Source organism: Streptomyces sp. NPDC002773, assembly GCF_040295605.1.
Lineage (GTDB): Bacteria > Actinomycetota > Actinomycetes > Streptomycetales > Streptomycetaceae > Streptomyces.
In genome coordinates this window covers 63514-75406 of record NZ_JBEOVO010000016.1, presented here as the reverse complement: position 1 = coordinate 75406, position 11893 = coordinate 63514, and the positions used below count along the sequence as shown (strand labels likewise).

Here is an 11893-nt window from a genome sequence, read left to right as displayed (position 1 = left end):
AAAGATGACCATCATCGACAAGACCGCGGCCGTCCCCGCGCCGCGCGACGGCTCCGACCACAACGGTCCGCTGCTCGAAGTCCGCGACCTGCACGTCGAGTTCCACACCCGTGACGGTGTGGCCAAGGCGGTCAACGGCGTCAACTACTCGGTGAACGCCGGCGAGACCCTCGCCGTCCTCGGCGAGTCCGGCTCCGGCAAGTCCGTCACCGCGCAGGCCATCATGGGCATCCTCGACATGCCGCCCGGCAAGATCCCGCAGGGCGAGATCCTGTTCCGCGGCCAGGACATGCTGAAGATGTCCGAGGAGGAGCGCCGGAAGATCCGCGGCCGGAAGATCGCGATGATCTTCCAGGACGCGCTGTCCTCCCTCAACCCGGTCCTCAGCGTCGGCTACCAGCTCGGCGAGATGTTCCGGGTGCACCAGGGCCTGTCCAAGAAGGACGCCAGGGTCAAGGCCATCGAGCTGATGGACAAGGTCAAGATCCCCGCCGCCGCGGCGCGGGTCTCCGACTACCCCCACCAGTTCTCCGGCGGTATGCGCCAGCGCATCATGATCGCCATGGCGCTCGCCCTGGAGCCGGACCTGATCATCGCCGACGAGCCCACCACGGCTCTCGACGTGACCGTCCAGGCCCAGGTCATGGACCTCCTCGCGGAGCTCCAGCGGGAATACAACATGGGTCTGATCCTGATCACCCACGACCTCGGCGTCGTCGCCGACGTCGCGGACAAGATCGCCGTGATGTACGCCGGCCGGATCGTCGAGCAGGCGCCGGTGCACGAGCTGTACGGCCGCCCGGCCCACCCGTACACCCGCGGTCTCCTGGACTCGATCCCGCGCCTGGACCAGAAGGGCCAGGAGCTCTACGCGATCAAGGGCCTCCCGCCCAACCTGCTCAAGGTGCCGTCCGGCTGCGCCTTCAACCCGCGCTGCCCGAAGGCCGACGACATCTGCCGTACGGAGATCCCGGCCCTGGTGCCGGTCACCGAGCAGGACGGCGCGGATCTCCCGGGCCGTAAGAGCGCCTGCCACTTCTGGAAGGAGACGATCCATGGCTGACCTCAGCAAGAACGACGAGGCCGTGGCCGCGTCCGAGGCGGAGGCCGTAGCCGCCATCGAGGCCCCCGTGGGCCGCGGCGAGCCGATCCTCCAGGTGCGTGGCCTGAAGAAGCACTTCCCGCTGACGCAGGGCATCCTCTTCAAGAAGAACGTCGGTGCGGTCAAGGCCGTGGACGGGGTCTCCTTCGACCTCTTCCAGGGCGAGACCCTCGGCATCGTGGGCGAGTCCGGCTGTGGCAAGTCCACGGTCGCCAAGCTCCTGATGAACCTGGAGAAGGCCACCGCCGGCGAGGTCTTCTTCAAGGGCCAGGACATCACCAAGCTGTCCGGGCGTGCCCTGAAGGCCGTCCGCCGCAACATCCAGATGGTGTTCCAGGACCCGTACACCTCGCTGAACCCGCGCATGACGGTCGGCGACATCATCGGCGAGCCCTACGACATCCACCCCGAGGTGGCCCCGAAGGGCGACCGGCGCCGCAAGGTGCAGGAGCTGCTCGACGTCGTCGGCCTCAACCCGGAGTACATCAACCGGTACCCGCACCAGTTCTCCGGCGGTCAGCGCCAGCGCATCGGCATCGCCCGCGGCCTCGCGCTCAACCCGGAGATCATCATCTGCGACGAGCCCGTCTCGGCCCTGGACGTCTCCGTCCAGGCGCAGGTCATCAACCTGATGGAGAAGCTCCAGGACGAGTTCAACCTCTCCTACCTCTTCATCGCGCACGACCTGTCGATCGTCCGGCACATCTCGGACCGCGTCGGCGTCATGTACCTCGGCAAGATGGCCGAGATCGGTACGGACGAGCAGATCTACGAGCACCCGACGCACCCGTACACGCAGGCGCTGCTCTCCGCGGTGCCGGTGCCGGACCCGGAGGCCCGCGCGCACCGCGAGCGGATCATCCTCACCGGCGACGTCCCCTCGCCGGCGAACCCGCCGTCGGGCTGCAGCTTCCGCACCCGCTGCTGGAAGGCGCAGGACAAGTGCGCCCAGGAGACCCCGCTCCTCGCGATCCCGCAGCGCTTCCAGGGCGAGGACACCCCGGCCGCGCACTTCTCGGCCTGCCACTTCGCCGAGGAGAAGCAGGTCGTGCCGGTGCACTGACGCGCAGAGCGACAGACCCGAGAAGGGGCGCCCCTTTCCGTACGTACGGAAAGGGGCGCCCCTTTCCGTGTCCCGCGGTGAAGGTCCGACCGTCCGGCCCTCGTAAAAGTGCACACCCGTCAATATCGGGTGATATTGGGGCCTAAGTCACATTGAGGACATTCGGGAGGCACTCCATGCGCGGAGCCACGCACGCCAAGTGGGCCGCTCTGGCCACCGCCGTCGCCCTCGCGGCGACCGCCTGCGGTGGCGGCGACGACAGCGGCGGCGGAGGTGCCGACGGCATCGTGAGTTCCTCGTGGGGTGACCCGCAGAACCCGCTTGAGCCCGCCAACACCAACGAGGTCCAGGGCGGCAAGGTCCTCTCCATGATCTTCCGCGGGCTCAAGCAGTACGACCCGAAGACCGGCGAGGCCAAGGACATGCTCGCCGAGAAGATCGAGACCACGGACTCGACCAACTTCACCATCACGGTCAAGGACGGCTGGACCTTCTCCAACGGCGAGAAGGTCACCGCCAAGTCCTTCGTCGACGCCTGGAACTACGGCGCCCATCTGAAGAACAACCAGAAGAACGCCTACTTCTTCGGCCAGATCGAGGGCTACGACAAGGTCCACCCCGAGAAGGGCGAACCGACCGCCGAGACCATGTCCGGCCTCAAGGTCACCGGCCCCCAGACCTTCACCGTGAAGCTCACCCAGAAGTTCTCCACGTGGCCCGTCACCCTCGGCTACGCCGCCTTCGCCCCGCTCCCCAAGGCCTTCTACGACGACCACGCCGGCTGGCTATCGAAGCCCGTCGGCAACGGCCCGTACACCGTCGACTCGTACTCCAAGGGCTCCCAGATGGCCCTCAAGCGCTGGGACGGCTACCCCGGGACCGACAAGGCGCAGAACGGCGGCGTGACCCTCAAGGTCTACACCGACAACAACACCGCCTACACCGACCTGACGGCCGGCAACCTCGACCTCGTCGACGACGTCCCCGCCTCCCAGCTCAAGAACGTCGAGGCCGACCTCGGCGACCGGTACATCAACGTCCCCGCCGGCATCATCCAGACCCTGTCCTTCCCGTTCTACGACGCCGCTTGGAACAAGCCCGGCCAGGAGAAGCTCCGCCAGGGGCTCTCCCGCGCCATCGACCGCGCCCAGATCACCGAGACGATCTTCCAGAAGACCCGTACCCCCGCCGTCGACTGGACCTCCCCCGTCCTCGGCGAGGAAGGCGGCTTCAAGGACGTCTGCGGCGACATGTGCAAGTACGACGCGGCCGAGGCGAAGAAGCTCGTCGCGGAGGGCGGCGGCATCCCCGGCGGCACGATGCGGATCTCGTACAACGCCGACACCGGCTCCCACAAGGAATGGGTCGACGCGGTCTGCAACTCCATCAACCGCGCCCTCGGCAACGACCGCGCCTGCGTCGGCAACCCCGTCGGCACCTTCGCCGACTACCGCAACCAGGTCACCACGCAGAAGCTCAACGGCCCCTTCCGCGCCGGCTGGCAGATGGACTACCCGCTCATCCAGAACTTCCTGCAGCCGCTGTACTACACCAACGCCTCGTCCAACGACGGAAAGTACACCGACCCCGAGTTCGACAAACTGGTGAACCAGGCCAACGCCGAGCCCGACACCGCGAAGGCCATCGGACTCTTCCAGCAGGCCGAGGGCATCCTCCGCGACGACATGGGCGCCATCCCGCTCTGGTACCAGAACGGCAGCGCCGGCTACTCGGAGCGCGTCAGCAGCGTCTCCCTGAACCCCTTCAGCGTCCCGGTCTACGACCAGATCAAGGTCAACTGACGTCGTAGCAGGTCGGAGGCGTACGGCCCGGCCCGCGGACCCCCGCGCCGGGCCGTACGCCTTCCCCGGAACCCCCTAAGCGGAGCCAACCCCCCGGAGCCCCCCATGGGTCGATATGTGATCCGGCGACTGCTGCAGATGATCCCGGTCTTCTTCGGCGCCACGCTGCTGATCTTCCTGATGGTGAACGTGATGGGCGACCCCATCGCCGGACTGTGCGGCGACCGCCAGTGCGACCCGGCGACCGCCGCCCAGCTCAAGAAGGAGTTCGGCCTCGACAAACCCGTCTGGCAGCAATACCTGACCTACATGGGCAACGTCTTCACCGGCGACTTCGGCACGGCCTTCAACGGCCAGGAGGTCACCGAGCTGATGGGCAACGCCTTCCCGGTCACCATCCGTCTCACCCTCGTCGCCATCGTCTTCGAGATCGTCATCGGCATCAGCCTCGGCGTCCTCACCGGCCTCCGCCGCGGCCGCCCCATCGACACCACCGTGCTGCTCCTGACCCTGGTCGTCATCTCCGTCCCGACCTTCGTCACCGGCCTGCTGCTCCAGCTCCTCCTCGGCGTGAAGTGGGGCTGGATCGATCCGGCCGTCTCCAGCGCGGCCACGTTCGACGAGCTGATCGTCCCCGGGCTCGTCCTCGCCTCGGTCTCCCTCGCGTACGTCACCCGGCTCACCCGGACCTCCATCGCCGAGAACAAGCGCGCCGACTACGTCCGCACCGCCGTCGCCAAGGGCCTGCCCCGCCGCCGGGTCATCACCCGCCACCTGCTGCGCAACAGCCTCATCCCCGTGGTGACCTTCATCGGCACCGACGTCGGCGCACTCATGGGCGGAGCCATCGTCACCGAACGGATCTTCAACATCCACGGCGTCGGCTACCAGCTCTACCAGGGCATCCTCCGCCAGAACACCCAGACCGTCGTCGGCTTCGTGACCGTCCTCGTCCTGGTCTTCCTGGTGGCGAACCTGCTCGTCGACCTCCTGTACGCCGTCCTTGACCCGAGGATCCGCTATGCCTGAGCAGCCCGAGCAGCCGTACGACGGCCAGGCCATCGCCCCCACCGGCGGCGGCGGCGCCTACGACCTCGCGATGGCCGAGGCCGAGACCCTGGAGAAGAATCCGGCCGGCCCCGAAGGCACCGGCCCCGACAACAAGCCCCGCTCCCTCTGGTCCGACGCCTGGCACGACCTGCGCCGCAACCCGATCTTCATCGTCTCCGGCCTCATCATCGTCTTCCTCGTGGTCATCGCCATCTGGCCGCAGCTCATCGCCAGCGGCAACCCCCTCGACTGCGACCTCTCCAAGGCGCAGGAAGGCTCCCAACCCGGCCACCCCTTCGGCTTCAACGGCCAGGGCTGCGACGTCTACACCCGCACCGTCTACGGAGCCAGGGCCTCCGTCCAGGTCGGCGTCTTCGCCACCCTCGGCGTGACCCTCCTCGGCTCCGTCCTGGGCGGCCTCGCCGGCTTCTACGGCGGCGCCTGGGACGGCTTCCTCTCCCGCATCACCGACGTCTTCTTCGCCATCCCCGTCATCCTCGGCGGCCTCGTCCTGCTCTCCGTCGTCAGCGCCAACAGCGTCTGGCCCGTCATCGGCTTCATGGTGCTCCTCGGCTGGCCGCAGATCTCCCGCATCGCCCGCGGCTCCGTCATCACCGTCAAACAGAACGACTACGTGCAGGCCGCCCGCGCCCTCGGCGCCTCCAACTCGCGGATGCTGCTCCGCCACATCTCGCCCAACGCCCTCGCGCCCGTCATCGTCGTCGCGACCATCGCCCTCGGCACGTACATCGCGCTCGAAGCGACGCTCTCCTTCCTCGGCGTCGGCCTCAAGCCCCCCACCGTCTCCTGGGGCATCGACATCTCCTCGGCCGCCAACTACGTGCGCAACGCCCCGCACATGCTGCTCTGGCCCTCCGGCGCGCTCGCCATCACCGTGCTCGCCTTCATCATGCTCGGCGACGCCGTCCGCGACGCCCTCGACCCCAAGCTGAGGTAGGGACCCATGCTGCTCGAAGTGCGCGACCTGCACGTGGAGTTCCACACCCGCGACGGGGTCGCCAAGGCGGTCAACGGCGTCGACTACTCCGTCGACGCCGGCGAGACCCTCGCCGTCCTCGGCGAGTCCGGCTCCGGCAAGTCCGTCACCGCCCAGGCCGTCATGGGCATCCTCGACATCCCGCCGGGGAAGATCACCCAGGGCGAGATCCTCTTCCAGGGCCAGGACCTCCTGAAGCTCAAGGAGGAGGAACGGCGCACGATCCGGGGCGCCAAGATGGCGATGGTCTTCCAGGACGCCCTCTCCTCCCTCAACCCCGTCCTCAGCGTCGGCGACCAGCTCGGCGAGATGTTCCAGGTCCACCGGGGCATGTCCCGCAAGGACTCCAAGGCCAGGGCCGTCGAACTCATGGACCGGGTCCGCATCCCCGCCGCCAAGGAACGCGTCGGCCAGTACCCCCACCAGTTCTCCGGCGGCATGCGCCAGCGCATCATGATCGCGATGGCGCTCGCCCTCGAACCCGAACTGATCATCGCCGACGAGCCCACCACCGCCCTCGACGTCACCGTCCAGGCCCAGGTCATGGACCTGCTCGCCGAGCTCCAGCGCGAACTCAACATGGGCCTCATCCTCATCACCCACGACCTCGGGGTGGTCGCCGACGTCGCCGACAAGATCGCCGTCATGTACGCCGGCCGGATCGTCGAACGCGCCCCCGTCCACGAGATCTACAAGGCCCCCGCCCACCCCTACACCCGGGGCCTCCTCGACTCGATCCCGCGCCTGGACCAGAAGGGCCAGGAGCTGTACGCCATCAAGGGCCTGCCGCCCAACCTGCTGCACATCCCGCCGGGCTGCGCCTTCAACCCCCGCTGCCCCCTCGCCAGGGACCGCTGCCGGACCGACGTACCCCCGCTGTACGAGGTGACCGAGTCCCCGGTGCCACGCGCCAGCGCCTGCCACTTCTGGAAGGAGTGCCTCCATGGCTGAGACGGCCGAGCCGGCCGAGGCGTCCGAGACGACCAGGACGACCGAGCCGATCCTCGAAGTCCGGGGCCTGCACAAGCACTACCCGCTCACCCGGGGCGTCCTCTTCAAGAAGCAGGTCGGCGCCGTCAAAGCCGTCGACGGGGTCGACTTCGACCTCGCCGCCGGCGAGACCCTAGGCATCGTCGGCGAATCCGGCTGCGGCAAGTCGACCGTCGCGAAGATGCTCGTCAACCTGGAGCGGCCGACGTCCGGCTCGATCCGCTACAAGGGCGACGACATCACCACCCTCTCGCCGCGCGCCCTGAAGGCCGTCCGCCGCAACATCCAGATGGTGTTCCAGGACCCGTACACCTCGCTGAACCCCCGCATGACCGTCGGTGACATCATCGGCGAGCCGTACGAGATCCACCCCGAGGTCGCGCCCAAGGGCTCCCGCCGGCAGAAGGTCCAGGACCTCCTCGACGTCGTCGGCCTCAACCCCGAGTACATCAACCGCTACCCGCACCAGTTCTCCGGCGGCCAGCGCCAGCGCATCGGCATCGCCCGCGGCCTCGCCCTCCAGCCCGAGATCATCGTCGCCGACGAACCGGTCTCCGCGCTCGACGTCTCCGTCCAGGCGCAGGTCGTCAACCTCCTGGAGAACCTCCAGACCGAGTTCTCCCTGTCGTACGTCTTCATCGCCCACGACCTCTCGATCGTCCGGCACATCTCCGACCGGGTCGGCGTCATGTACCTCGGCCGGATCGTCGAGATCGGCACCGACACCCAGATCTACGACCACCCCACCCACCCCTACACCCAGGCGCTGCTCTCCGCCGTCCCCGTTCCCGACCCCGAGGCGCGGGCCCACCGCGAGCGCATCATCCTCACCGGCGACGTGCCCTCCCCGGCCAACATCCCCTCCGGCTGCCGCTTCCGCACCCGCTGCTGGAAGGCCCAGGAACGCTGCGCCCTCGAAGTCCCGCTCCTGGCGGTCCCGGCGGTCTTCCGCCTCACCGACAGCCCGGCGCGGCACGACTCGGCCTGCCACTTCGCGGAGGAGAAGCAGGTGGTCCCCCCGGAGCACGACACGGGCGAACCCGAAGCCCCGCCGCGCCGCAGCTTCTTCCGCAAACCCGAAGCGCCTTAACGCCCAGGCAACTTGGCGGAATCGGATCCGATATACGAACACGAAAGACTCGACAGCGTACGGCCGTGCGGGTGCCGTGTACCGGCCGGGACGTCATGGCGTCCCGGCCGGCTGCCCCTTTTTTGGCTCGGTTCACCTCCGGGCGCTCAAGCCGGGCTCACTCGCCCTCCGAGGGCACGGGCCCTGTTGCGCGCGGGATATGCGGAACCGCTTGTTTCGATCGGTGACGACCGTGAGTATCGGGACCGTGACTCTGACACGACCGGCCCGGCTCGCGGGTGCCGCGCTCTGCGCCGCGCTGGCCCTCATCGCCGCCGTGTGGATCCTCAAGGACCTCGCCGCGCTCGGCTCGCCCGCCGACCTCGGCTGGTACTGGGCGGGGGACCACCACTTCCTCATCCGGGGGCGGTCCGCCACCTCCCTCGTCGACCCGGTGCTGCTCGCCGTCTCCGCCGCCACCGCCGTCGCCGCCCTCCGCTCGCGCCACGCGGCCTCCGCGCTCGCCGCGACCGGCGCCGTCACCCTCGCCCTGCGGCTGCCCGGACTCTGGGCGACCGACAGCGGGGCCCTCGTGACCGCCCTCCTCGCACTGGCCCTCGCCGCCGCACTGGTCGCTCTCGCCGCCGCCGGCCGCCGCCGCGTCACCACCTCGTACGAGCAGCCGCCCACCCGCCCCCGTACCGGCCCCGCCGTCACCGCCGGGGTCCTCCTCGCCGTCGCCGTGCTGGTCACGGTCGCGTGGGAGGTGTACTGGGCCGTCGAACTGCCCGTGGAGATCACCGTCGACCGGTTCGTCGGCGGCCGGTCCGTCATCAAACCGGCCCTCGCGCCCCCGCCCGGCTGGCTCTCCCTCGTCCTCGTCGCCCTGTACGGGACGGCCGCCGTCTCCGCCCTCGTACGGGCCCGCCACAGCCGGGCCTTCGGGCTCCTCGCCGGGGTGTTCCTCACGGCCGGCGGCATCGCCGACGTCGCGCGGACCGGCCGGAACGAACTCGTCGGCCGCGCCGAGGACCTCGCGACCGCACCCGGGATGGAGGTCCTCAGCGCCTTCTTCGGGCTGCTCGCAGGCGGCGCGGTGCTCGTCCTCCTCGCCGGGCGCGGCGCCCCCGCCGCCGTACCCGGCCCCTACCCGCCGCACAGGATGCCGCCCCCGGCCCCGCCCTACCCGCCGCCGCCCGGCTGGTGACTCAGCTCCCCTCCTCCGGTCGCCCTTCCGACAGCCCCAGGGACCGCCGCAGGAAGTCCACCTGAAGCAGCAGCAGGTTCTCCGCCACCTGCTCCTGCGGTGTCATGTGGGTCACCCCGGACAGCGGCAGCACCTCGTGCGGCCGGCCCGCCGCGAGCAGCGCGGAGGACAGCCGCAGCGCGTGCGCGACCACCACGTTGTCGTCCGCGAGACCATGGACGATCATCATCGGCCGCGCCGGGACCTCCGGTCCCGTGAGCCCGTCGTCGGTGAGCAGCGACTGCGCCGCGTACACCTCCGGATCGTCCTGCGGGGTGCCGAGGTACCGCTCCGTGTAGTGGGTGTCGTAGAGCCGCCAGTCCGTCACCGGCGCCCCGGCGACCGCCGCGTGGAACACGTCGGGCCGCTGGAGCACCGCCCGGGCCGCCAGATACCCGCCGTACGACCAGCCCCGGATCGCCACCCGTTCCAGATCGAGCGGGAAACGCCCGGCGAGCCCCTGGAGCGCGTCCACCTGGTCGTCGAGGGTCGGCGAGAAGTCCCGCAGGATCGCCTTCTCCCAGGCGGGGGAGCGGCCCGGCGTGCCCCGCCCGTCCGCCACGACCACCGCGAAACCCTGGTCCGCGAACCACTGGGACGTCAGATGCGGATTGTGCGCGGCGACCACCCGGGGCCCGTGCGGACCGCCGTACGGATCCATCAGGACCGGCAGCGGCCCGTCACCCTCCTCGTAACCGGAGGGCAGCAGCACCGCGCACGGGATCCGCCGGGCCCCCGCCTCCGTGAGCCGCACCCGGACGCCGATCACCGGCTCCTTCGCGTACGAGGCCACCACCGCGACCTGTTCGCCGTCCCGCAGCACCCGCGCCACGCTCCCCGGCGCCTCCGGCCGCGCCGACACGAGCACGGTCACCGCCCCGCAGCGCACCGCCCCGTGCACCCCGACACCCTCGGACAGCCGCTCGGCGCCCGCACCCGTCACCCGGTACACATGGACCTCACCGGTCTCCGGGGCCGCCGCACCCGCGCCCGCCGACGCCGACACGAGGACGTCGTCCGCCCCGATGTCCAGCACCGCGCGGACGTGCAGCCTGCCGTCGGTGAGCGTCTCGTCCCCGACGGCCAGGGCGCGGGCCCCGCTCTCGTCGCCGAGCCGCACCAGCCGCCCGTCCGGAGTCCACGCCGGCACCCCCGGCAGCAGCTCCAGCCACGCCGGGTCCCGCTCCTCCCGTACGGCCGTCGTCTCCCCGGACTCCGGGTCCACCGCCAGGAACACCTGTGCGCGCTGGTCCCGCGCCTGCACGAGCAGCAGCGGAGCGCCCGCCGCCGACCAGTGCACCCGCGCCAGATACGGATACCGCTCCCGGTCCCACCGCACCTCCGTACGGGCCCCGTCGAGCCCCATCACGAACAGCCGGACCTCCGCGTTGGCCGTGCCCGCCGCCGGATACGCCACCGGCTGCGGCTCCCGGTCCGGATGCGCCGGGTCGGCGATCCACCAGCGCCGTACCGCCCGCTCGTCGAACCGCGCGACGAGCAGCCGGTCCGAGCCCGGTGACCACCAGAAACCCCGCTCCCGGGACATGTCCTCCGAGGCGATGAATTCAGCCAATCCGTAGGACACGTGCGCGTCCTCCGGAACGGCCACCTCCCGGTCGCCGCCGCCGTCCGCGCCCACCACCCGCAGCGCGCCCTCCGCCACGTACGCCACGAGCCGCCCGTCCGGCGAGGGCCGGGGGTCGATCACCGGGCCCGGCACCGGCAGCTCCCGCGCCGTCCCGGCCCGCAACTCCGCCGTGAACAGCCGCCCCGACAGGGCGAACGCCGCCAACTCCACGGCCCCGTCCACCGCGTAGGACACCACCCCGGCCGAGCCCTCCCGGCTCCGCTCCCGGCGCGCCCGCTCCTGCGGCGACAACTCCTCCTCCGCCCCCGCGAGCAGCACCTCCGGGTCGGCCGCCACCCGCTCCACCGGCGCCCCGCCGTCACGGGGCAGGTCCAGGACCCAGAGCCGGTGGATGCGGTCCGTACCCGAGGCGGATCTGACGAACACCACGCGTTCCCCGTCCGGGGAGACCGAGAACGCACGCGGGACCCCCAGGGTGAACCGCTGGGTCCTGGCGTACTGGCGGGGGAAGGAGAGCCCGGCCGAGGGTGTGGCCGACTGCTGTCGAGACAAGGTCATGCGGCTGAAACTAGCGCTGTGCGCCCCCCTCGTGCCTCCGTCCGCCGATCGATGCGATGGCACGGATAGTTATGATCCGTAGCGCTAGGTGGGTATGCATCCGATCGGCATGCCCCCTGGCACATGCTGATCGACCGAACCGCTCGAATATCCGACCGAAGAAGTGTGGAGGTGAACCGCCGTGGCACTCTCGATCTCCGTGGTGGTGCTGCTGGCGATCGTCGTCTTCCTTCTGATCCGGAAATCCGGGTTGAAGGCCGGCCACGCGGCGATCTGCGCGCTCCTGGGCTTCTACCTGGCGAGCTCGTCCATCGCTCCGTCCATCAGCACCCTCACCACAAACGTGGCGAACATGGTCGGCGGCATCAAGTTCTGAGCCCCCGCACGACCTCCCGCACGCACTGACCTGCCAGGCGGCCGGACCTCGT

The 11893-nt window shown here is 70.1% G+C and carries 10 protein-coding genes; 9 read left to right on the top strand and 1 reads right to left on the bottom strand.

Going from position 1 to position 11893, the window contains the following annotated elements; genetic code table 11:
• Positions 1-4: 4 nt before the first annotated feature.
• The 8 genes from ABT034_RS20550 to ABT034_RS20515 all read left to right on the top strand — a co-directional run bounded on the left by ABT034_RS20550 (position 5) and on the right by ABT034_RS20515 (position 9280).
• On the top strand, positions 5-1063 hold the full coding sequence (locus ABT034_RS20550; protein WP_351217128.1) for an ABC transporter ATP-binding protein: 1059 nt from the start codon (positions 5-7) through the stop codon (positions 1061-1063).
• Entirely contained in the window at positions 1056-2165 is a 1110-nt protein-coding gene (locus ABT034_RS20545) for an ABC transporter ATP-binding protein (protein ID WP_351217126.1), read from the top strand. Before ABT034_RS20550 ends, ABT034_RS20545 begins: the two co-directional genes overlap by 8 nt.
• A gap of 176 nt (positions 2166-2341) precedes the next feature.
• On the top strand, positions 2342-3967 hold the full coding sequence (locus ABT034_RS20540; RefSeq protein ID WP_351217124.1) for a peptide ABC transporter substrate-binding protein: 1626 nt from the start codon (positions 2342-2344) through the stop codon (positions 3965-3967).
• Positions 3968-4072: 105 nt separating this feature from the next.
• Positions 4073-4996 (top strand): ABC transporter permease, encoded by a 924-nt coding sequence (locus tag ABT034_RS20535; RefSeq protein WP_351217122.1) that lies wholly within the window; start codon positions 4073-4075, stop codon positions 4994-4996.
• Positions 4989-5975: an ABC transporter permease gene (locus ABT034_RS20530; RefSeq protein ID WP_351217120.1), complete on the top strand. Its 987-nt coding sequence runs from the start codon at positions 4989-4991 to the stop codon at positions 5973-5975. The genes ABT034_RS20535 and ABT034_RS20530 overlap by 8 nt, the downstream gene beginning before the upstream one ends.
• Before the next feature lie 6 nt (positions 5976-5981).
• Positions 5982-6965: an ABC transporter ATP-binding protein gene (locus ABT034_RS20525; protein ID WP_351217118.1), complete on the top strand. Its 984-nt coding sequence runs from the start codon at positions 5982-5984 to the stop codon at positions 6963-6965.
• The gene (locus ABT034_RS20520; RefSeq protein ID WP_351217116.1) at positions 6958-8094 is read left to right on the top strand and encodes an ABC transporter ATP-binding protein; all 1137 of its coding nucleotides are present in this window, start codon (positions 6958-6960) and stop codon (positions 8092-8094) included. Before ABT034_RS20525 ends, ABT034_RS20520 begins: the two co-directional genes overlap by 8 nt.
• 247 nt (positions 8095-8341) lie before the next feature.
• Positions 8342-9280: a hypothetical protein gene (locus ABT034_RS20515; protein WP_351217114.1), complete on the top strand. Its 939-nt coding sequence runs from the start codon at positions 8342-8344 to the stop codon at positions 9278-9280.
• A 1-nt stretch (position 9281) separates the two neighbouring features.
• Here the strand turns inward: ABT034_RS20515 and ABT034_RS20510 are convergent, their stop codons facing one another.
• On the bottom strand, positions 9282-11465 hold the full coding sequence (locus ABT034_RS20510) for a S9 family peptidase (RefSeq protein ID WP_351217112.1): 2184 nt from the start codon (positions 11463-11465) through the stop codon (positions 9282-9284).
• Positions 11466-11646: 181 nt separating this feature from the next.
• Here ABT034_RS20510 and ABT034_RS20505 point away from each other — a divergent pair, with 181 nt between their 5' ends.
• On the top strand, positions 11647-11841 hold the full coding sequence (locus ABT034_RS20505; protein WP_073809114.1) for a hypothetical protein: 195 nt from the start codon (positions 11647-11649) through the stop codon (positions 11839-11841).
• Positions 11842-11893 lie beyond the last annotated feature (52 nt).

Excerpts from the sequence above, each read along its gene's own strand:
- ABT034_RS20550 (WP_351217128.1), top strand. The coding sequence starts at position 5 with ATGACCATCATCGACAAGACCGCGGCCGTCCCCGCGCCGCGCGACGGC.
- ABT034_RS20545 (WP_351217126.1), top strand. The coding sequence starts at position 1,056 with ATGGCTGACCTCAGCAAGAACGACGAGGCCGTGGCCGCGTCCGAGGCG.
- ABT034_RS20540 (WP_351217124.1), top strand. The coding sequence starts at position 2,342 with ATGCGCGGAGCCACGCACGCCAAGTGGGCCGCTCTGGCCACCGCCGTC.
- ABT034_RS20535 (WP_351217122.1), top strand. The coding sequence starts at position 4,073 with ATGGGTCGATATGTGATCCGGCGACTGCTGCAGATGATCCCGGTCTTC.
- ABT034_RS20530 (WP_351217120.1), top strand. The coding sequence starts at position 4,989 with ATGCCTGAGCAGCCCGAGCAGCCGTACGACGGCCAGGCCATCGCCCCC.
- ABT034_RS20525 (WP_351217118.1), top strand. The coding sequence starts at position 5,982 with ATGCTGCTCGAAGTGCGCGACCTGCACGTGGAGTTCCACACCCGCGAC.
- ABT034_RS20520 (WP_351217116.1), top strand. The coding sequence starts at position 6,958 with ATGGCTGAGACGGCCGAGCCGGCCGAGGCGTCCGAGACGACCAGGACG.
- ABT034_RS20510 (WP_351217112.1), bottom strand. The coding sequence starts at position 11,465 with ATGACCTTGTCTCGACAGCAGTCGGCCACACCCTCGGCCGGGCTCTCC.